We start from the raw sequence: 23,533 nt of genomic DNA, 5'->3' as shown, positions 1-23,533 counted from the left end.
GTAGATTGTAGATTTCTCATCTAAGCGTCAAAAATACGTTTTATTTAGGATTTCATTCAACAAAATATACTATTTAAAAGATAAACCTCCTGTGTATTCAGCCTACACGCACCTTTCTACTTGAGTATGACATTTTTGAAATATTTACTAAAAATTGCAAATGCTTCGTCTTTACTTCCTGCTGTTGGCGGTACAGTATCTTTTAGAGCATAGGGCATATTCAGCAATTCCCATTTTTGAGATCCGAGTTGGTGAAAAGGAATAATCTCAACGCGTTCAACAGTTTTATAATGGGTAAAATGTTGTCCCCATTCTTCCAGATATTCGGGTTGGTCTGTCCAGCCGGGAACTAAAACATAGCGCAACCACATTGGTTTTCCAGTAGATTCTCTATATGCCGCAACCTCAAGCGTGTTTTTATTGGTTAAACCGGTTAATTCATGATGTATTTTATCATTAATATGTTTTACATCTAATAATAAAAGATCGGTATTATCAAAAAGTTCTTGTGCCTGATGATTATTTAGTCTTCCGTTGGTGTCTAAACACGTATTTATACCTTCTTCATGTAAACGTTTAAAAAAGTGAAGCAATTTGGTTCTTTGAAGCAAAGGTTCTCCTCCTGAAACTGTGACTCCGCCTGTTTTACCAAAATAACTTTTTTGACGAACGGCTCTTTTTACTAATTCCTCTATTTCTACCAATGAGCCTCCTTTAACATCTATTGTATCAGGGTTCTGACAATACAAACACCTGAACTGACATCCCTGCACAAACACCACCATCCTGATACCGGGACCATCATGGGTACCAAAGGTTTCCAGAGAATGTATTCTTAAATGATCAGGATCATCAATGTTTAGCTTGGCGGCTTCAATATCTTGTAATGGAAAATACATAGTTTCTTAAATCAAATTAAAACAATAATAACGAATTGGGGGTAATTATTTTAACACATAGAAACATAGCTTTTCTGTACTTAAAAAGGCGTTTCACTTATTTGAAATACACATAGTGTAACCAAATAAGTTCCTTTTTTCTCCTTCTTTTGCCTAAAAAATCTATGTTTCTATATGTTTCTTTTTTTTTATTAATTCACCCAACAAGTTAATAATAATAAAATAAAAAATAGGCTGGCTAATTTCTAGCCAACCTATCTCTGATTTCACGCTTGGCCGATTTACATTGCTTCGTGAAAAGTACGCGCTATAACTTCTAACTGATGCGCTCTTGATAATCTCACAAAATTAACAGCATAACCCGAAACTCTTATGGTCAATTGTGGATGATTTTCAGGATGATTATAGGCATCTTGAAGGGTTTCGCGATTTAATACATTTACATTTAAGTGATGTGCCATTTGTGCAAAGTAACCATCCATGACATTCACTAAATTGGTTACTTGCTCTTCTCTGGTATCTCCCAATGATTTCGGAATCATAGAGAATGTATTAGAAATACCATCTTGCGCATCGTTGTAATCTAGTTTTGCAACAGAATTTAATGAAGCAATTGCTCCGCTAGAATCACGTCCGTGCATTGGGTTAGCACCCGGTGCAAAAGACTCACCATCTTTACGTCCGTCAGGAGTCGCTCCGGTATTCGTTCCGTACATTACATTCGATGTAATCGTTAATAATGAAAGTGTTGGTGTTGCATTTTTATATGCAGTATGTTTTCTAAGTTCTTTGATAAAGAAAGCGGTAATTTCCTGAGCAATAGAATCTACTCTGTCGTCATCATTACCAAACTTAGGATAATCACCTTCGATATTAAAATCTACTGTAATTCCGTTTTCATTTCTTATTGGTCTTACTTTAGCGTATTTTATTGCTGATAATGAATCTGCAATAATAGAAATTCCTGCTGCACCATAAGCAATATCAATGTGAGGATCAGAATCAATCACCGCCATTTGTGCTCTTTCGTAGTAATACTTATCATGCATATAATGAATAATATACATAGATTTAGCATATACTCTGGCAACTTCTTTAAGTGTACGTTTGAAAACATTGCTTACTACATTATAATCTAATACTTCGTCATGAATAAACGGAATATCTTTCATGATTAATGCTCCGCCACGTTCTTCTCTACCTCCGTTTAAAGCAATTAATAATGCTTTAGGCAAATTGGCACGTGCTCCAAAGTGCTGAATAGATTTACCAATTTCCTGATGAGATACACAACAAGCAATTCCGTAATCATCAGAACCTCTGTTTGGTCGCATTAAGTCATCATTTTCATATTGAATTGATGATGTATCAATTGAAACTTGTGCACAGAAATCCTTAAATCCTTGTGGAAGATCTTCTGACCATAAAACCGTTAAATTAGGCTCTGGAGATGCTCCTAAGTTATACAATGTCTGAAGGAATCTAAATGATGTTTTGGTTACTTTCGTTCTTCCGTCATTAAACATACCTCCAATACATTCTGTTACCCATGTTGGGTCTCCACCAAATATTTCATCGTAAGCACCTGGTCTTAAATGACGCACCATTCGTAACTTCATTACAAACTGATCTACTAATTCCTGCGCTTCAAATTCAGTAATTAATCCTTCTTCAAGGTCTCTTTGTATGTAGATATCAAGAAATGAAGATACATTTCCTAATGACATTGCAGCTCCATCCTGCTCCTTAACCGCAGCCAGATAAGCAAAATAAACCCATTGTACTGCTTCTTTTGCATTTTGTGCAGGAAGAGAAATATCAAAACCATAATCTGCTGCCATTACAAGCATATCTTGCAAGGCACTAATTTGAGCTGAAATTTCTTCACGCAAACGCACTTTATGTTCTGTCATTTCGCCACCCACTTTGGCATGATCCTCTTTTTTAAAGGCAATAAGCTGATTCACTCCATACAAAGCCATACGACGGAAGTCTCCAATGATACGTCCGCGGGCATAATTATCAGGTAAACCTGTTAATATATGTTTAGAACGATAATCTCTGATTTCTTTATCATACGCATCAAAAACTTTTTCGTTATGATTTTTAGCATAGTTGAAAATATCGATTACACGATCAGACACTTTTAATCCTCTCTCTTTTACAGCAGATTCTACCAGCTTAATTCCTCCAAAAGGCTTCATTGCTCTTTTTAAAAGCTGATCTGTTTGTAAACCAACCACAACTTCATCTTCCTTTTTAATATATCCTGGCTTAAATCCGTTTATCGTTGAAATTGTTTCTACATCTATTGCCAAACACCCGTTACTTGCTCGTTCTTTTAATAAAGCTTCCTTACAGATATTCCACAAATTGGTAGTTTTTAATGATGGTCCGGCTAGAAAAGAAGAATCTCCTTCATATGGAGTAATGTTTTTTAACACAAAATCCTGAACGTTCACTGATGCTCCCCATTTTCCGGGTGTAAATACCTTTTTTTCGACATTTGCTTTCATAACTCAAATAATTTAATTGCGTTTATTATATGATCAAATTTCGGCAATTTTTAATCCGAAAACTATGATAATAATCATTTATAAGACTTATTTTTATAAAAATCGTAATTATTTTCGATAAATAAGCCTTGGTTTTACCATTAGACACATTATTGCGGTAAAACTTAAAATTCCTGCAAACAAATAGAAGATTGCAGTATAATTTTTGGTCAGTGAAATTAACCACGGCCCCACAAAAGCTGCGGCAGACCAGGCAATTAATATAAAACCAAAGGGAGAACTCATTTTATAAGGTCCGTAAACATCTTTAACAAAAGCCGGCATTGCTGCAAAAGCACCTCCGTAACAACTTATAATAATAAAAACCATAAGCTGGAATACAATTGGAGTATTGCTCTGGCTTAATACCAGAAAACAACAGGCACCAATGGCAAAAAACAGAAAAAAAGTAGACCATCGGCCAATTTTATCTGATATACTAGACCAAAACAATCTGCCAAATCCGTTGAAAAAACCAATGAATCCAACAAAGTTAATCGCTTGTTGATCATCAATATGAATGATATCTTTTGCCATGGGAGCGGCAATAGAAATTAATGCAATACCACAAGTCGTATTTAAAAACAACATGAACCAAAGACTGTAGAAACGAACATCAGTTAGTAATTCCTTTAAAGGAATAGGAGAATTGTTTTTGAGATTATCTTCTGCCGAAGTGACAGAAGAAGGAAGAGAAAGGGATAAAGAAGCTACAACCATTATTAGAAAATAAGCAACGCCCAACAAATAAAAACTTTGAGAAACCCCTATTGATTGTGTTAATGGTAAAATGATTCGTGAGGCTAATATCGAGCCTACGGCAAACGACATGATAACCAATCCTCCTGCAAAACCGGGCTTTTCAGGAAACCATTTTACAACGACCGAAATAGGTGTGATATAGCCAAACCCCAATCCGATACCGCTTATTACGCCATAAAATAAATAAAACAACGGCAATGATTTTTCTGCAATAGCCCATCCGCTGCCCATTAATCCTATACCAAAAAATAATGCAGCGAGTAATCCTGCCTTTTTAGGTCCGATTTTGCGAACAAATTTTTGCATAAAAGCAGCTGTAAGTCCTAAAAAACAAATAGCCAAACTAAAAGATAGTTTTAATTGATGCGTATCCCAGTCATTTAGAGAATGAATAGGATTAATCCAGACACTGTAAGCGTAAATAGACCCAATTGATAATTGCAATAACATTCCTGCCGATACAATTATCCACTTATTTGCTTTTATCATAAGACGAAACATTTAAAATGCGTCTTACAAATGTAAAAGTCGAAATTTACAGAAAACGTGATTTTTATCGTGTTTGGGCCAAAAACACCGAATAAATTTACGAAATCGTTGTATAAAAAACAGCCCTAAAACTCTAATCCTGTGCTGTGTTTGATCGCGTTTAGTTTTTTTTTGAAGCAGAAAAAATCAGTTTTCAAATCAACTTCTGTCCCGCTATCCGCTATATCTTTTCCTGGCTAAAAGAGCCAGAAAAAGGATACCGCTTCTATCGGGGCTAAATGAGGCGTTTTTATTTTTCAAAAGATATTATAATTACAAACAAAAAAGCACTCCAATTGGAGTGCTTTTTCAAATCGAAACATATTATAGATTTAAAAATTCTTCGAAATCCCCACAGAAAATGCTTTCCCAAAAGTAAAATCAAAAGTACTTCGATCATTAGAATTTCCATTATCTCCATTAAAATTCATGCTCCCATAATTTAGACCTCCAATATTAAAGTTTAAACCAAGACCTTTATGAACATTGATAAAAATTGCCGGGGTAACTCCAACATAAAATCCATCGCCTTTATTAGTTGTGTTAAACAATCCATTTCTAGATCTAACTTTGCTATTTTGATACCCCAATCCTAAATCAGCATAAGCAGAAAAAGTTTGATTTAAAGGCTTAGAATAACGTAAAAAACCTCCTAAAGAAAATGCATTTGTTTTAGACTTATAGACAGTACTGGTCTTGTCTTCTACCGTTGAAAAACCTCCTTCAAGACCTACTGTCCAGTTCTCATGGAATTGATATCCTACTTTAGGTAAAAAACTGAAATAACTATACTTGTTTGCCAAATCATTATGACCACTTTTTTGAGTAGTATACCCAACACTTCCCATAACTAAAATTGATCCTTTTTGAGCATTTGCAAAGCTAAACATAGCCAATGCAGCGATAACTAGAATTTTTTTCATAAATGTGATATTTAAATTTTAATACTGTTTTAACAACAACAATGCCATTACAAAAAACAAATCACACGGCAAATATCTATAAATCCGCATTTTAACGTTTTAGCAAACAATAACAAAACACAACAAAAACGCTACAAAACAAAAAAAGCATCAGCTATAGCTGATGCTTTTTCGAAATTGAAATATATTTCTAAAAATTAGAAATTTTTTGAAATCCCTACAGAAAATGCTTTTCCAAAAGTGAAATTAAAGTTTTTAACGTTATCTCCGTTACCGTCATTTCCGTCAAAATTATAAGTATTATAGCCTAAACCTCCAATATTGAAGTTTAAACCAAATCCTTTATTAACATTAATAAAAATTGCAGGAGTTACATCAATATAAAAACCATCACCTTTGTTAATTCCAGCAAGTGGTGTACCAGTAATTGTATTTTTGGTACTTTGATAACCAACTCCTAAATCAGCGTAAGCAGAAAAGGTTTGGTTTAATGGCTTAGAATAACGTAAAAAACCTCCTAATGAGAAATCATTTGTTTTATTCTCAGCACGACCAAACTCTTTTTTTGCAGTACCAAATCCTGCCTCAATACCTGCAGTCCAGTTTTGGTGAAATTGGTAACCTACTTTAGGAGAAAAACCAAAATAATTATCTTTGGTTTCAGAACCTGCATTTGATACATTTTGAGAATTGTATTCAATACTTCCCATTACCAAAATAGAACCTTTTTGAGCATTTGCAAAGCTAAACATAGCCAATGCAAGAACAACTAACATTTTTTTCATTGTGATATTTTATAAATTTTAATACTCCTTTAACAATAAAGATGCCACTGTTCCCTCATAATTCAATTTTAAATTCGATTCTTTAAAAGACAAAATCTAGTAATCAAAACTATTTCTGTTTACTTTTGTAGCAAATAAAAAGTCATGTCGATAGAAGTAAACAACATATCAAAAAGTTACGGAACTCAAAAAGCGTTAAACTCAATTTCGTTCTCGATTCAAAAAGGAGAAATCGTTGGATTTCTTGGTCCAAACGGAGCAGGAAAATCTACTTTAATGAAAATTTTGACTACTTATTTACTTGCCGATGATGGCTCAGCCCTTGTAAATAGCCATGATGTCATGACGAACGCAAAGGCAGTGCAACGTTCTATTGGTTACTTACCAGAACATAATCCGCTATATTTGGATTTGTATGTTCGTGAGTATCTAGCTTTTAATGCCGATGTGTATCAGGTTCCAAAATCAAGAATTGAAGAAGTGATTCAACTGACAGGACTGACACCGGAAAGCCATAAAAAAATAGGTCAATTGTCTAAAGGATACCGCCAGCGTGTGGGACTGGCGAATGCTTTGCTGCACAATCCTGATGTTTTGATTCTCGACGAACCAACTACTGGTTTGGACCCTAATCAGTTAATGGAAATTCGTAACGTAATTAAAAATGTGGGGAAAGATAAAACGGTTTTTTTATCTACTCATATTATGCAGGAAGTCGAAGCCATTTGCGACCGTGTCATTATTATTGACAAAGGCCAAATTGTTGCCGATAAAAAATTAGATCATTTAGTATCTGAAAATAAAGAACAAGTTATCGAAGTTGAATTTGATTACCAGATCGAAGAACAACTTTTAGCCCGACTTGAAAATATTACGTCATATCGAAATATTCACGATATGACCTGGGAACTTACTTTTGTTGCCGAAAAAGATATGCGTCCTGCTATTTTTGATTTCGCTAACGAAAATGGTTTAAAAACATTACAACTCAATCAAAAAAATAAAAACCTTGAAGCGGTTTTTAGGGAAATTACGAAATAGAGCGTCGCAGTTTTCAGTCGCAGTCTCAGTTTACATACAAAAGCCAATTCTTTATTCGTGAAGAATTGGCTTTTTTAATGCCATCTATCCAAATATTATAAGCCTGGAATCATTATATTCTTTAAAGTTTTACCTTATAATCACCTTATTATTTTACAATTTTCTATTTTTCTCGAAATCGCGAAGCATTAATTATCAATTCATTATACAATCGCATATCAAATTTTAACTATTTTTATTTAGACTTGTTATAAATAGTGTTATATTTGAACACTGAAACTTCAAATGCCACTATAATGTTTTCTGCAATCAATTTTACAAAAGCCCCATTTTCTAAGCTCTTTCACTATTTTTCAAATCTTCGAAAAACTCTTTCTGACAAAGTAGAACAAATCATTTTAAATTAGAAAATAGCAATTTAAAAGAGATTTAGTTCTTATTTCTGCTTCGCAAATTCAACGTACCATTACATTAAAACCCCTATTACAAAAATCAAATCCAGATATCATGAAGAATTTTATAACATCTATTATGCTTGCATTTTCAGTCTACGGATACTCGCAGACCGAAAAAGAAACCGACAGTATTGTCGAAACTTCGATCAATGCATTAGATGAAATTGTAATTACAAAAAAGAAAGTTCTATATACTCAAAAATCAGATCGATTAGTTTTTAATGTTGAAAACAGCATTGTTTCTGAAGGTGGGACCGCATTAGATGTTTTATCGCGTGCTCCGGGCGTTGTGGTGTCTCAGGATGGAGAATTATCGATTCGCGGACAACAAGGTGTTGGTGTAATGATAAATGGCAAATTAACGCAGCTTTCGCAAAAGGAACTGGCGAATTATTTAAAATCGACTACCTCATCAAATATCAAACAAATAGAAGTTATTACAAATCCTTCTTCTAAATATGATGCCACCGGAAAAGCCGGAATCATCAATATTATTTTAAAAAAACCTAATGCAGGCGGACTTAAAGGAACCGTTTTTACCAACTACGGAAGAGGCCGAAAAAACAGAACCAATTCTGGCGCCAACTTAAGTTACAACAAAGACAAATTTGGTGTTTACGGAAACTACAGCTACACTTTTAGAGGTGAAGAAGAACGTAAAAAGTTTGACCAAAATCAATATACTGATGCAACCCGCCAAACGATTTCGACAAAAAATCATCAAACCTCAACTACTGATGAACCACTAACTTCTAACAATTTTAAAATAGGAACAACTTATGAAGTTTCTCCTAAAACGAATTTAGAAGTATATGTTGATGCTAAATTGGGACGTTATGAAAATATTGCCAATGGTAGAAATACGCTGCTTAATGCAATGGATCAGGTACAATTTGATGCCTCAACTTACAATGACAGTAAAGAGAAATGGAATGATTACACCTATGCTTTTTCAGGCGTTCATAAATTTAATACCGAAGGAAAAAATATGTCATTCGATTTTGAATATGAAACTTCAAAATTCAGATCGAATCAGTTTCAGAGCGCAAAGAATATCGATCCTTTAAGCACAACTAACATTAATGATAGAAGAGGTTTTATTCCGTCGCAATTGAAGGTTTTTACCGGAAAAATTGATTTTACTAATCCGCTTAAGGAAAAACAATCGATCGAATGGGGATTTAAAGCCAGTGTAAAAAACAATGATAATCCATCTGTTTACGAATACAACGACAATAACCAATGGATTGTAGATCTTAATTCGACCAATCATTTTGAATATAAAGAACAAATTTATGCAGCTTACGCCAATTATAAATATCAGATGGAAAAATTGAATATTCAGGGTGGTTTACGTACTGAATATACTGCAATCAATATTTTACAAAAAACGCTCAATGAAGAGCACAAAGACGATTATTTAAAATGGTTTCCGAGTGTTTCTATGAAATATGAACTGAGCACGAACCACTCGATACATGCTTCTTATAGTAAAAGAATCAACAGACCAAGCCAGTTTGATTTGAATCCGTTTCGTTTTTATGATGATTCTTTTAATTACTCTCAGGGAAATCCAAATCTGGTTCCTGAAATTACGCATTCTACAGAAATTGGTTATTCCTGGAAAAGCGCTTTTATGGCTTCGTTATACTTTAGCAAAACCAAAGATGTTTTTACAGAAGTTTATGTTTATAATCCAGATAATAACACGACCGTTACGTCGCAAATTAATGTTGACAAGTCTTATAATTATGGAGCCAATATTACCAATACAGCCGAAATTTATAAATGGTGGTCTGTAAATACACTATTCAATATTTTCGAAAATAAATTTATGGGCAATGTCGTGAATACCGACAAAATCGATCCTATTGTAACTTTAAATTTAAGTGTACAAAATTCATTTACTATTACAGAAAGCTGGAAAGCCGAAGCCAACGCACAATATCAGTCAAAATCAAATCTTGGCATTTATGAAAGAGATGCTTTCTTTGATTTCAGTATCGGAATTTCGAAACAAGTATTGGCCAAAAAAGGAAATATCAAATTGAATGTTACTGATATTTTCAATACCAATAATTTTCACATCAATTCAGTTATTGCGCAAACGAGTATAAATAAAAGGTATGACCTTGATAACCGTATTGCTACAATAGCCTTTACATACAGAATTTAATATTTTGGATTTTTAGTTTCCCCCTTGTTTTTGTTTTTTTTTGATGGAAAAGAGCCTGTTGTAGTTATCAGGCTCTTTCTGTTTTAATACACTTACCGCAAATGGTATTGATAATGGGCCGCGGATTTAAGCGGATTTAGGCTGGTTTTTATTTTACTGATATAAACTGTCAGGCTGAGCGAAGTCTAAGTTCCGCGAAGTGATTCAGCATATGAGACTTCGACTTCGCTCAGTCTGACAAACAATATTATTACTTGAAGAACTAATTGAAATAGATACTTTCCTTTTACTTTTAAACAAGAAAAAAGTCTCTTGAAGAATGTTACTTCTCGCAAAAGACTTTTAAACACTAACCAACAAAAAAATTAAATAAAATTAAAGCAGATTATGCTTTGGTTTTTTGTTTTTTCTTTCTTCCCCACCAAATATAAAATCCGGTAACCGGTAAGCTGGCGCATATTAAACTGCCTAGAAAATAGACAATCTTAGTGGGTATACCGCCTATTGCGCCAATATGAAGGCTGTAATTAGATCGCATCAGCCATTTAGCAAAACGTTCATCGCCAATATACTGATGCGAGTTTGGAAGCAATTCTAATGTCTGAGAATTAAAGTATAAATCTCTCCATACTCCTTTATTCATATCTGTACAGGCATAATAATCATCTTTGGGTTCATCCGGAAAATGAATGATAACGGCTTCTTTATTTTCTTTAGCAATTTCTGTTCTTACTTTCTTCCAGATAAAATCGGCTCCAGCCAACTTATCTAATTGTTGTTGAGATAAAGTATCTTTTTTTACTGCAACAACTTGTTCTTTTTTATCCTTTTCATCGGCCCATCCTCCGGCTACCCAATACGTACTTTCCCGTAACCAGTGAAAACTCATTAACAGTCCTGTAAACGCAATAAGCACAGCCAAAATGAGTGTATAAAAGCCCAGCACATTATGCAAATCATAATTCAGACGTTTGAATTTGGCATCCCATTTTATTTTAAAACTACTGTTTCGAGTCGTTTTATTCCATTTTTTAGGGAACCACATTATCAATCCGCTAACTAACAAAAAGAAGAATACAACTGTTGCCCAGGCCGTTATTTGAGAACCTATCTCCCGCTCTAACCAAAGATTACGATGCCCTTCATCCATAAAATGAAAGAAATCTTCATGATGCACCATTCCGGTAATTTTACCGTTATACGGATTTACATAAATCAACGAATCTGATTCGATATCGACTCTAATTGACTTATCTAAACCATTATACCAAACGCCATGAATTTCTTTATTAGGCAAGGCCTTATGAACTGCAGCGTAAATTTTTGAAGGCGGTAACAATTTTTCAGGACCTTGCGCTTCTACACTTAAATATGGTGATGTTAATTCTTTTATTTCCTGTTCAAAAACCAGAATACAACCGGTAATTCCCATAATAAAAACGATTATTCCTGAAGCTAAACCAAGCCATAAATGCAACCAGGCATTGATTTTACTAAAACGGGATTTTCCTTTGTTGGGTGGTTTTTTGGTACGATTTTTAAAAATATTCATTGAGATGTAATTTGGAAAGTAATGTTTTATATAGGCAAGCGAATTAAAAAAATGGCCAGAGGATTACCTAGATAATACCCCCAGCCATTAAAAATTGATTTATTTAGAAAGTCAGTTTACCAATAGAAGGCAAGTAAAGACCTTCTTTAAGAAGTGCTCCGGCTTTTGCAGTACCAGTTGCGATATCGATTTGATAAACACGAGCTTCTTTACCTGTAACAAAACTTTTGTATGCTTTTCCGTCTTCAACCAATAAACTTCCTAATCCGAAGAATTCGTCTCCACCATGATCAGGCAATCCTGTAACCTCTAAGATTGTTTTATTAGCCAAATCAAGAATTGCCGACTTGAAAATAGTTTGTGTACTTAAAAAACTATAAACAGATTTGTCCGGATCGACACTAACAGGAATATAAGAAATAAAAACTTTTTCTCCTCCTAATGGATATGCTGCTAAAACTTTTCCTTTTATTGTACTTGCTTCAAGATCGAAGAAGTAACCCGGATCAAATTTTGCATCTCCTTTTTTAACACGTAAAACTCCAGAAGCAGCAGCTGTAACAGGATATCCACCCGCACGGGCATTAGATGAAAATGTATAAATATCTCCTGACTGTGTTTGTACAATTCCGGTATTCGTATAGTACATACCAATAGCAGTAGTTCTAGTATCCTTTATTGTAGTAACATAATCTAAAGAAGGGTATTTGTAGATTCTCATAGTAGCATCAGATGATAATACTTTATTTGTTCCGTCAGTAACATCTTTAGTATACACCGGAACAAAAAGTTTATCTCCAGAAACGGCAGCTCCTGTTGGCCAGTATAATATTTTTTTGTTTGATGGATCAACACTAAAATCATTGAATTTGCGACCATCAACAGAAATAGTAGTTGGGTTGTAAATCATCAATTCATAATCAGATGAACTACCATCCCAGGTTGCTCCAATATTGATCATTCTTTTATCATCAGTATAACCAACTGCATAAGAGGATTCAAAAGCAAGTTTACCTCCCTGCACTAATTTACCAGCGCTATTAAGATGAAATGAAGCTGATCCGTCATCATCTGTACTCAAGGCAAAAAATGTGTTTTCTACTGGAAAACAACTTCCGTTTTGTTCAATACCTACTCCCTTTGCACTAATTTCTCCAGTCATTAATTTATCTATAGAATTAAAATCTAAGATGTACTGAGTATAATCGTCTAACCAATATGATGCTACATATTTAGAATCAGTTGTACTTGGCTCTTCTTGTGGAGCATTATCATCACTACTACAAGAAAAAGTAGTTAACGATAGTAATGCCAATGCAAAACATTTTTGAAATTTGTTTACAAACATGATTTATATTTATTAAGGGTTATTATTAAAATTTTATATTATTACTGAAGAAAGTATCTGAATTTAACAGAGAAAGCTCGCCCAGGTTTTTGAACCTTAAAGTAGTCGTACACTTTTACATCTGTAATATTTCTGCATTCAAAAGCCAGATTGTATTTTCCGTTTAAAAACGAATAAGCGACCATGGCATTTTGAGTAAATTGTTCCGGAATTGCTTTCTTAGTTTCTAAACCTCCTAATACTGGCCACGTTAAGTAAAAAGCATCTATATAATTGGCACTAACATTTACAGAAAGTCTGTCGTCGTGATATTTGATATTTTTAAAATTAAAAGTCAAATCTGCGTTTCCGTAAAAAATGGGTACGTTTGGCAACTGTGCACCATATAAAGCATCAGGACTAGTGGTTCCTTTTTTGTATTTATTTTTATTGAGACTTTTTTGATAGGTAGCGTTTACTTCAAAATTTACCAGATCTCTATAACCATATCTCAAAACACCATCAATACCTGTTATCTGGACATTTGCAAGATTCTCATAAACAGATTTAGGTCCCACTAATTGCTCTCTAATAAAATCTTTAGCTTCTCTATATATTACATTCGTTTCAGCACTAAACTGATTGCTATTTTTCTGTGTAAGAAAAGCTAATCCTAAATTTGCATTATCACTATTTTCCGGTTGTATATTTACATTACTATTTATATTCAACCCGTCTCCTAACATCTCTTCAGGTGATGGCAAACGGTACGCATGTTCATAAGATCCTTTTATTTGAAATTGGTCTGATAAATGATACGCTGCCGTAGCTCCGTAACCATAATTAGTTGAAGATTTATATTGTATTTCTTCTTTAGCAATCATTTTTGAATCTAAAGCAAATAATTTACCGAATCCTGAAATCGCTAGTCGATTGTCTAAACCGCTAAAGCTGTAGTTTAATCCTAAAATATTTTTATTGACTGTTGGTTCTCCCACTTCAACAATTTTTGGGTATTCATCGGTATCTTTACGTTTGAAACCCGTGAAAGAATAATTTACACCTATTGAGTGTTGATCATTTAACTGGTATTTCAAATTTGTTGTTACCTGAGCATTCTCATCATCAAAAACTTTTATTCTTTTAGTGTCTAATTCGCCTTTGTCGTTTGTTCCTGCAAATTGTCTGTATACATAGTTTCCTGTCCAGTCATAAATTCGGGAAGAAGTATCTACAGCCTTACTGTTGACTAAAGCATAAGTTGAATTAATATTTACAGATAGTCCTTTTGTAAAAAGATTGTCTTTTTTATATTTTAAAGAAGTAATAAAACTTTCACTTTTTGTAAAAGCCTGCCCAACCACCGTTTGCATTGTTTTTCCTTGCTGAATCTCTTTATTGTTGCCCGCCATTGCAAAACCTACAAGCAAATAATCTGCAAAACTCTTATTCTTAAATCCTGCTTCTGCCATTATAGTTCCGGACTTGTATGCATCGTGAAAATGTCTGTATTTTTGTTCCGGTAAATATTTAGAAGTGTTTCTATCTACAACGCTTACATCTACTTTATAATCGTTGTCTGAGTAATTAGCGAATGCATTAATGTTGGCGATAAATCCGTCGCGACCAGAAAATCTGGTATTCAACGCTGCTCTGTGCGTATTAAAAGAACCAAAACTATACGACGCATCAATGTAACGATTTACATTTTTATTGGTTATGATATTAACAGCACCTCCCAAAGCATCAGCTCCTAACTCAATAGGAACTACACCTTTGTACACATCAATTCTCTCGGCCATGTTTACCGGAATATTGTTTAATGTAAGGGCCGAACCATAGCTATCCATTGGCACTCCGTCCAGGAAGAATTTAACCTGATTTCCTGAAAAACCATTCAATGAGAAATTAAAAGCAGATCCTAATCCTCCATATTCACGAATACGAACTCCTGTTGTTTTATTTAAAATCTGATTTAAATCGGCAGATGTATTGTACGTTTTTTTAAGATCTACAGCTGTAATATTGTAAGCCTGCTCTCGCACTCTTTGTACTTTTGATTTTCCTGTAATGGCAACTTCATTTAAGTTGGCCATATCTTCTTCCATTGTGATATTTTGAGTAGGCTTTCCGTTTTGTTTTAACGAAACTGCTGCCTGCGTCATTTTATAACCAACATGAGTAACTAATAAAACATAATCTCCTGCTTCAGCACTAATTCTATATTCACCTTTGTTATTGGTTAGTGTCGCATATGCCGTTCCTTTTAAAGTTACCGAAACCCCTTCAGCAGGTTTACCCAAGTTTGTCACTATGACTCCTGTTAAGTTTACTTTGTTTTTTTGCGAATACCCTTGAAGTGAAGAAAGGAAAATTGTAATCAAGAGCATTAATCTACTTATTTGCATCAGATAATTAATTTTTGAAATTAAATTAGCAACAAAATTAAGGTCTCAGAAGAGTTTTTCCAAGCTATTTTTAATTATTCTAAATAAGAATACTAATTAACTTTTAAACGGAGATATCTATAAAAAAAAGCATCATTCTTAAGAAAAAATTAACCTTAACTTAAGATTTGCTTAAAATTTAATATCTAAAAAGTTAAAATATCAAGTGCCATTTTATTAAAACCAGACAAAAAAGTCAAAAAAAAAAGCCCGCTTACAAGATAAGCGGGCTTTTAAAAATTATAATAAATTTTATATTTCCAGATCTAAAATCGTTTCTTTTAGTTCTTCAATTATTATTTTTATATCAGTTTCAGAGGTGCGCCAATTTACAAAAGAAGCTCTTATTCCTTTTCGATTTTGATATACTGTTGGTGTCATAAACACTTTTCCTTTATCATTTAAAAGGCTTAAAAACTGACTTACATTGTCCTGATTGTGATCTCCTTTTAAAGTAAAACAAACATTATTAAGACGAATGGGCGCTAAAAGTTCAAACCTATCATCTTCAATAAGTTCATTTCCAAAGTGTAATGCTAAGGCTGTACTTTTTTCTATAATATCTGTAAATCCTTCTTTTCCGTAAGCAATTAGCGAAAACCAAACAGGCAAAGCTTTTAAACGACGAGAATTTTCGGGTAATACATTCAGGTAATTAAAGTTCTCTAGCGGATTCCCTAAATAGGGCGCGTTCGAATTCTGAAAAGTTTCTATTTGAAGATGTACATGTTTTTCTTTAATCAGGTAAAAAGCACTTTCGTAGGGTACATTTAGCCATTTATGGCAATCAATAGTAATACTATCAGCACCTTCCCAACCGTTTACAAGATGTTTAAATTTTTCTGAAACGGACGCAAAACCTCCAAAAGCAGCATCAATATGCCACCAGAAATTGTATTTTTCTTTTAGTTTTGAAATGGCTATAAAATCATCAAAATCAGCTGTGTTTACCGTTCCTGCGCTCGAAATCAGGATAAAAGGTTTCCCGTTTAAATTTTGAATGTTTTTTTCCAGATCATCAATATCAATAGCTTCACGATTACCTTCAATGGTTTTAACTGTTGTGTAATTATTGCTTCCAATTCCTAACATCGCCAATGTTTTTATTGAAGACGAATGTGGCGTTGCAGTAAGAATATTGATGGTTTCAGTTATTCCTGTCTTTGCAAAATCTTTTCCTGATTGTGCTCCAAACCATTGTCTCGCAACACCCAAACAAGTAAAATTTGACATGGTTGCTCCTGTTACAAAACCACCTAAAAAAGATTTTGGCAAGTCTAATAATTGCAGCAACAAATTGATGGTTTCAAATTCTATTAAAGCAGAAACTCCTCCCTGCGCTTTTATTGCCTGCGTATTTTGATCATAAACTGATGCTAACCAATCTCCCACAATCGAAGCCGGAGTTGAACCTCCGGTTACGAAGCCCAAATACCTTGGCCCAGGCGAAGCGACCATCAATGGAGCCAATCGTTCTTTAAATTCTTTTAGTGCTGCTAATGATCCTAATCCTTCCTCATCTAAATGTCGAGTTGGATCAATTGTATTTTTAGTTGAAGTTGGGATATTCTCCAAATCGTTCAGAAAATCTAAACTTTGTTGTTTGGCCTGATTTAGTATATTTTCGAGATCATTCAGATCATGTTGAAGTATTGCATTCATTCTATAGTTTTTAAATGCTTGTACAAAAGTGCCGTTGTAGACATTGCCCACAAATAACACTGATTAAGCTGATTAACACTGATTTTTTATTTATTCTTGGAAAAAAATTACCACTTGGTTTTTTCAGAAAACCGCGAGACCATCATAGAAGAAATTACGTCGCCGTTAGCATTCAATAAAGTAGCAATGGGATCAACGAGAGTACCCAGGATCATGGCAACCGGCAAAGCTTGTTCCATTGGAAAACCGTAAACGGTAATGGCCAGAATTTCTCCTATATAACCTCCGTTCGGGATTCCGCCTTCGACAATCGATACAATTATGGTAATTCCTAATGCTAAAAGTATCGTAGATGGTGAAGTAAAATCTTTACCAAACATCGCAAAAAGAAAGGTTATTTTTAAGATAGACGACATACTCGAACCATCTTTGTGCAAAGGTGCTCCCAACGGAATAACTAAATTCCTGACATGTTTAGGGATTCCCATTTTTTCGGCGGCATCGAGGTTTGCCGGAATTGTCGCAATACTGCTGCAGGTTCCTATTGCTGTTAATGAAGGCGTGATATTATTAGTCCAGAAAACAACAAAAGCTCTTTTTCCTCCAGCTACTAAAGCATACAAACTAAAAAACACAAAAAAGTAAAAAATACAAGCCAGATAATAAACACCTAGTGGTTTGGCATAAACACCAAATAATTGCGGACCATAATAACTAACCTGATAGGCAAAATAAGCTCCTAAACCTATTGGAGCCAATTTCATAATCATCATTAAAAGCTGTTTCATAACTTCGTTTCCTGAATCCAGAAAACTCTTGAAAGCATTTCCTTTTTCACCTGATTGCAAAGTCGCAAATCCTATTAAAAATGAAAATATAATGAGCGCCAACATGCTTTTTCGAGATAATAATTCGTAAAAATCATTGGTTGTAAGCAATTGCGCAATCTGATCACCCACGCTTCCTGATTGAATATTCTCTAAAGGAACTTTGGTAATTATAATATTTTCATGAATAGGAAAAAGATAAACGGCTATAATCATGACGATAGCCGAAATAAGAAGTGTTCCTAAAAAAACCGCGATCATGATTACAAATAATCTTCCTAGTTTTTCTGTTTTTTCCAGATTGGCAATAGAAGAAGTAATCGTAAAAAAGACAAGCGGAATAATGGCTGTAAAAAGCAAGTTCAGAAATATATCTCCAACAGGTTTTATAGCTGCGACTTTTTCTTTAAAAACTAAACCGAAGATACTTCCAATTATAATTCCTCCCAGAAGTAATAAAACGCTGCTGTAACTTTTTAGAAAATTGATTTTTTTAATCTCCATGGTTTAATTGTATAATAATTTGGAAATAGAAACGTGAAATAAAAATCAATTAAATTAGTCAAAAAAAGAGTGCTGAAACTATTTTTTTATTCCACTGATTAAAAGAATTTCAAATGATTTTTTAACTTATGCGAATTAAATGTGTCACAGGTATACAATAGATATCGGTTTGTTGCGTACCTACGGGACGCCAAATCTATTTTAATTCATGATTTTTACCTACATTTAGTACCTAACGGTACAAAATAAAGAATGAATTCGCTAACTATTATTTCTCTAAAACTAAAGTAGTAAAAGCCCTGTCGACCAATTCGCCGGTTTTGCTTTTTACTTTCTCTGTTAAAGTCTCTTTATTGATGATTTTGAATTCCGATTTTGCTATTAATTCTTCGGCTTTTTCAGTGCTGTAAAGCTCAAACTCGAATTGCGTAAAAGGAAGTTGTTTCATGAAACTTTCTTCGGCAAAAGTGAGGCATAAGATTCCCTTTGGCTTTAAAACCCTATAAATTTCTGAAAGCAATTTTTCAGGTTCCTGCCAGAAATAAATCGTGTTTACTGTAAAAATTTTATCGAAAGACGCTTCCTGAAACGGAATTGTATTTCCGTCATAAATCGAAAAGAAGGCTTGTTTTTGAGAAACAAAATTCCTGTTGATCTGGCGCGCTTCCTGAAACATTAATTCAGACATTTCGAGTCCGTAGTATTTAATATTTTCAGCTTGTTCGAATATAAATGCTACATGTCCTGCGTTTCCGTGACCTAGTTCAAGAATTGTATTTCCTGCTGTTATATGTAGATTTTGAATCGAATGATGTGTCATGTTGATGTTGGTTTCATTCATCATGTTCCCCATTTCAATCCCTTTTTCTCCCGTGGGATGCTTCAACTGAGAAGCTATTGCTTGTAATTCTTCTTGTTTCATAATGGTAAAAATTAAAATCCAAATTTAAAAATCCAAATTCCAAGCCTTGCTTGTCATTGCGGGGAACGAAGCAACCGCACTATCAAAAGTACAAAAGATAAGCAACATGAGATTGCTTCGTTCCTCGCAATGACATTAAAAAAGATGGCTAGCAATCTGGCGAATATTCTCTGATTTCCCCATTGAGTAATAATGTAAAACAGGAACTCCGGCCGCTTTTAATTCTAATGATTGCTGAATTGCCCATTCGATACCCACTTGTCTGATTTCTGCATTACTCTTGCATTGATCTACGGCATGAATTAAATCTTCAGGCAAATCGATACGGAAAATTTGAGGCAAAACCTGTAAATGTCTTTGAACAGCAATGGGTTTAATTCCCGGAATAATAGGAATCGTGATTCCTATTTCTCTCGCTTTTTCTACAAACTTGAAATATTTTGAGTTGTCGAAAAACATTTGTGTTACCACATAATCAGCTCCGGCATCTACTTTTTCTTTTAGTCTTTTTAAGTCTGACTGTAGCGATGGAGATTCTAAATGTTTCTCCGGATATCCTGCAACTCCAATACAGAAATTGGCTCTGTTGTCAGCATCCATCACTTCATGAAGATATTTACCCTGATTAAGTAAACTAATTTGTTTCACCAAATCAATGGCGTAATCGTTTCCTCCTGCTTTTGGCATAAAATATTGCTCGTCTTTCATGGCATCACCACGCAAAGCCATCACATTGTCGATTCCTAAATAGTTACAATCTACCAAAAGATATTCGGTTTCTTCTTTTGTAAATCCTCCGCAAAGTACGTGAGGAACGGTATCTACGTTGTATTTATGTTTTATAGAAGCGCAAATTCCAAGCGTTCCCGGACGCATACGAGTTAGTTTTTTATCTAAAAGTCCGTTGCCTTTATCAATATAAATATACTCTTCACGAGAAGTTGTTACATCAATAAACGGCGGTTTAAACTCCATCAACGGATCGATATTATCGTATAATTCCTGAATGCTTTTCCCCTTTTGAGGTGGAATAATTTCAAATGAGAATAATGTATTTCCTTTGGCGTTTTCTATATGTTCTGTTACTTTCATTTTTTAAGTTATGAGTTATGAGTTATGAATTTTGAGTTTTAGTTTGTGTAAAAAATCTGAAATCAAAAAACATAATCAAATATCTTTTTGTTTAAATGATGACTTAGAGTAAAATCTGAAATCTGAACTCTAAAATCAAAAATTAATTTAATCTGCTATATTAGGGTTTAACCATTTCATCGCGTAATCTGTTGGCACATTACGTCGTTTGGCATAATCTACTACCTGATCTTCTTTTATTTTTCCGAGTCCGAAATACCTGCTTTTTGGGTTTCCGAAATAATATCCAGAAACCGATGAAGCCGGCCACATTGCCATACTTTCTGTCAAGGTTACTCCAATTTCTTCAGCTACATTTAAAAGCTTCCAGATTGTTGGTTTTTCCAGGTGATCCGGACATGCAGGATATCCTGGCGCAGGACGAATTCCTTTATAATTTTCTTTAATCAATTCTTCGTTGGTTAAAGATTCCTCTTTATCATAACCCCAAAATTCTTTACGAACTCTTTCGTGAAGATATTCGGCGAAAGCCTCAGCAAAACGATCTGCTAAAGCTTTAACCATGATCGAATTATAATCGTCAAGATCTTTTTCAAATTCAGCTGCCCATTCATCTACACCAAAACCTGTAGTTACACAAAAAGCCCCTATATAATCTGTAATTCCTGAGTCCTTCGGCAAAATAAAATCGGCTAAAGCAATGTTTGGAGCACCTTTTGTTTTTTGGGACTGCTGGCGAAGTGTTAAGAATTTCTCTAAAACTTTTCCGTTTTCATCACGCAATTCAATGTCGTCATCATCCACCTGATTCGCAGGGAAAATTCCATAAATACCTTTTGCTTTTAGTTTTTTCTCTGCCAAAATCACTTTCAGCATTGCCTGAGCATCTGCAAAAACCGAAGTCGCTTCTTTTCCCACAACCTCATCCGTTAAAATTGCAGGATATTTTCCGTACAATTCCCAAGTCTGAAAAAATGGCGTCCAATCGATATACGGAACCAAAACATCTAATTCAACTTCAACAATTTGTTTCCCAATTACTTTTGGTTTCGTTGGTGTATATTCAGACCAATCTAACGGAAATTTATTTCTTCGGGCATCTTCAATCGACAGGAAGTTTTTATCTCTCGAACGATTTAAAAACGTTTCTCTAAAAGAATCGTATTCCGCACGAATATCCGCCGCATATATTTTTCGGTTATGATCTAATAGGTTTCCTGCAACGGTTACGGCTCTTGAAGCATCGTTTACATGAATTACAGTTTCTCTGTATTGCGGAGCGATTTTCACGGCTGTATGAGCGCGAGAAGTTGTTGCTCCACCAATCATAATCGGAATTTTAATTCCTTGTTTGTCTAATTCTTTGGCCAAATACACCATTTCGTCAAGCGAAGGAGTAATCAATCCGCTTAAACCAATAATGTCTACATTATGTTCAATCGCCGCAGCAATAATCTTTTCCGGAGGCACCATAACACCAAGATCTACAATCTCATAGTTATTACACGCCAAAACCACCGAAACAATATTTTTACCAATATCGTGAACGTCACCTTTTACGGTTGCCATCAATATTTTTCCGTTTCCTTGTTTGTCTCCCGCTTGTTTACTTGCTTCAATATATGGCAATAAATACGCTACGGCTTTTTTCATTACACGTGCCGATTTTACTACCTGAGGCAAGAACATTTTTCCGCTTCCGAATAAATCTCCAACCACATTCATTCCCGTCATCAAATTGATTTCGATAACTTCAATAGGTTTTGTTGCGGCAAGACGAGCTTCTTCAACATCTTCTTCAATAAAAGCATCAACTCCTTTTACCAATGAATGCGTAATACGTTCCTGAACCGTTCCTAAACGCCATTCCTGAATCGCTTTTTCATCACTTTTTACTTCGCCTTTTACGTTCTCAGCAAAGTCCAAAAGTCTTTCCGTCGCATCATCACGTCTGTCAAGAATCACGTCTTCAACGTGTTCTAATAAATCCTTTGGGATATCATCATAAATCGAAAGCATTTCCGGATTTACAATTCCCATTGTCATTCCGTTCTTGATTGCGTGATATAAAAACACCGAGTGCATCGCTTCACGAACCGTATCGTTTCCTCTAAAAGAGAACGAAACGTTACTTACTCCACCACTAATATGCGCGTGAGGCAAGTTATCACGAACCCATTTTGTACCTCTAAAAAAGTCCAAAGCATTCAAGCGATGTTCTTCCATTCCGGTTGCAACTGGGAAAATATTCAAATCGAAAATAATATCCTGAGGAGGAAAACCAACTTTGTTAACCAAAATATCATACGAACGCTGACAAATTTCAACTCTACGATCGTAATTATCCGCCTGACCTACTTCGTCAAAAGCCATGATAATAGCCGCAGCTCCGTATCGTTTGATTAATTTAGCATGATGAATAAAGGCTTCTTCACCTTCTTTCAACGAAATCGAGTTTACAACGCTTTTTCCTTGTACTACTTTTAAACCTGCTTCAATGATTTCCCATTTCGAACTGTCGATCATAATCGGCACTCTCGAAATATCAGGTTCAGATGCAATTAAATTCAAAAATTTAGTCATTGCCTGAACCCCATCAAGCATTCCCTCATCCATATTAATATCGATGATTTGCGCTCCACCTTCTACCTGTTGTCTTGCAATATCAAGTGCCTCGTCATACTTCTCTTCCTTGATTAAGCGAAGGAATTTTCTTGAACCCGTAACATTCGTACGTTCACCAATGTTTACAAAAACACTCGTAGGCGTAATAATCAACGGTTCTAATCCTGCTAATACAAGGTCTCTTCTATTTTCTGCCATTTCTTTTCTAAGTTACTAAGATCCTAAGTTGCTTAGGTTCTAAGTTTTATTGTATATGTTATAAGGTTTACTAACCTTTATTCTACTTTAATCTTATTTTGGGCGTGTTCGCCGCGGCGAATCGGGCTATCCGCTATTAGTCCTCGCACTTCCTTCGTCAGGCTGTGGGCTAGCCGCTTCTATCCCTCACGCGACACTCGGTTTCAAAATAACTTTATATTCTTCACGATTTCAATTATCGTTTTTGAAACAA

15 protein-coding genes are annotated in these 23,533 nt (G+C 34.6%); 2 read left to right on the top strand and 13 right to left on the bottom strand.

The genetic code is table 11. The features are described 5' to 3' along the window. Window positions 1-116 precede the first annotated feature (116 nt). From pflA to L0669_RS07845, 5 genes are all read right to left on the bottom strand, one after another. A complete protein-coding gene (gene pflA / locus L0669_RS07865; RefSeq protein ID WP_263762568.1) occupies window positions 117-899 on the bottom strand; it encodes a pyruvate formate-lyase-activating protein in 783 nt (260 codons plus the stop codon). A 281-nt stretch (window positions 900-1,180) separates the two neighbouring features. Continuing rightward, a complete protein-coding gene (gene pflB / locus L0669_RS07860) occupies window positions 1,181-3,415 on the bottom strand; it encodes a formate C-acetyltransferase (RefSeq protein ID WP_263762566.1) in 2,235 nt (744 codons plus the stop codon). Between the two features lie 108 nt (window positions 3,416-3,523). Continuing rightward, on the bottom strand, window positions 3,524-4,705 hold the full coding sequence (locus L0669_RS07855) for an L-lactate MFS transporter (RefSeq protein ID WP_263762564.1): 1,182 nt from the start codon (window positions 4,703-4,705) through the stop codon (window positions 3,524-3,526). A gap of 371 nt (window positions 4,706-5,076) precedes the next feature. Next, window positions 5,077-5,667 carry a porin family protein gene (locus L0669_RS07850; RefSeq protein WP_263762562.1) on the bottom strand — a complete coding sequence of 197 codons (591 nt, stop codon included), beginning with the start codon at window positions 5,665-5,667 and terminating at the stop codon, window positions 5,077-5,079. Window positions 5,668-5,864: 197 nt separating this feature from the next. Next, window positions 5,865-6,452 (bottom strand): outer membrane beta-barrel protein, encoded by a 588-nt coding sequence (locus L0669_RS07845; protein WP_263762561.1) that lies wholly within the window; start codon window positions 6,450-6,452, stop codon window positions 5,865-5,867. Between the two features lie 144 nt (window positions 6,453-6,596). On the opposite strand from L0669_RS07845, the gene gldA reads away from it, so the two are divergent. Both gldA and L0669_RS07835 read left to right on the top strand, forming a co-directional pair. Next, complete coding sequence (gene gldA / locus L0669_RS07840) at window positions 6,597-7,493, top strand: gliding motility-associated ABC transporter ATP-binding subunit GldA (protein ID WP_173969748.1); 897 nt, start codon at window positions 6,597-6,599, stop codon at window positions 7,491-7,493. Window positions 7,494-8,000: 507 nt separating this feature from the next. Next, the gene (locus L0669_RS07835; protein WP_263762560.1) at window positions 8,001-10,124 is read left to right on the top strand and encodes an outer membrane beta-barrel family protein; all 2,124 of its coding nucleotides are present in this window, start codon (window positions 8,001-8,003) and stop codon (window positions 10,122-10,124) included. 385 nt (window positions 10,125-10,509) lie between these two features. Here L0669_RS07835 and L0669_RS07830 read toward each other — a convergent pair whose 3' ends face one another. From L0669_RS07830 to metH, 8 genes are all read right to left on the bottom strand, one after another. After that, a complete protein-coding gene (locus L0669_RS07830) occupies window positions 10,510-11,676 on the bottom strand; it encodes a PepSY-associated TM helix domain-containing protein (RefSeq protein WP_263762559.1) in 1,167 nt (388 codons plus the stop codon). Window positions 11,677-11,779: 103 nt separating this feature from the next. Continuing rightward, a complete protein-coding gene (locus L0669_RS07825) occupies window positions 11,780-13,024 on the bottom strand; it encodes a DUF4374 domain-containing protein (RefSeq protein WP_263762557.1) in 1,245 nt (414 codons plus the stop codon). 41 nt (window positions 13,025-13,065) lie between these two features. Then, window positions 13,066-15,411: a TonB-dependent receptor gene (locus L0669_RS07820; protein ID WP_263762555.1), complete on the bottom strand. Its 2,346-nt coding sequence runs from the start codon at window positions 15,409-15,411 to the stop codon at window positions 13,066-13,068. Between the two features lie 291 nt (window positions 15,412-15,702). Further along, window positions 15,703-17,112, bottom strand: coding sequence for a pyridoxal phosphate-dependent decarboxylase family protein (locus L0669_RS07815; RefSeq protein WP_263762553.1), 1,410 nt, complete (start codon window positions 17,110-17,112; stop codon window positions 15,703-15,705). A gap of 107 nt (window positions 17,113-17,219) precedes the next feature. Next, complete coding sequence (locus tag L0669_RS07810) at window positions 17,220-18,443, bottom strand: dicarboxylate/amino acid:cation symporter (RefSeq protein WP_263762551.1); 1,224 nt, start codon at window positions 18,441-18,443, stop codon at window positions 17,220-17,222. A 268-nt stretch (window positions 18,444-18,711) separates the two neighbouring features. Beyond that, window positions 18,712-19,365, bottom strand: coding sequence for a class I SAM-dependent methyltransferase (locus L0669_RS07805; RefSeq protein WP_263762549.1), 654 nt, complete (start codon window positions 19,363-19,365; stop codon window positions 18,712-18,714). A gap of 135 nt (window positions 19,366-19,500) precedes the next feature. Further along, window positions 19,501-20,457: a methylenetetrahydrofolate reductase [NAD(P)H] gene (metF, locus tag L0669_RS07800; protein ID WP_263762547.1), complete on the bottom strand. Its 957-nt coding sequence runs from the start codon at window positions 20,455-20,457 to the stop codon at window positions 19,501-19,503. Window positions 20,458-20,604: 147 nt separating this feature from the next. After that, on the bottom strand, window positions 20,605-23,280 hold the full coding sequence (gene metH / locus L0669_RS07795) for a methionine synthase (protein ID WP_263762545.1): 2,676 nt from the start codon (window positions 23,278-23,280) through the stop codon (window positions 20,605-20,607). Window positions 23,281-23,533: the final 253 nt, after the last annotated feature.

This window comes from Flavobacterium bizetiae, from assembly GCF_024271895.1.
Classification (GTDB): domain Bacteria; phylum Bacteroidota; class Bacteroidia; order Flavobacteriales; family Flavobacteriaceae; genus Flavobacterium; species Flavobacterium bizetiae.
The sequence above is the reverse complement of the archived record's forward strand: the minus strand, read 5'-3'. Positions and strand labels throughout refer to the sequence as shown.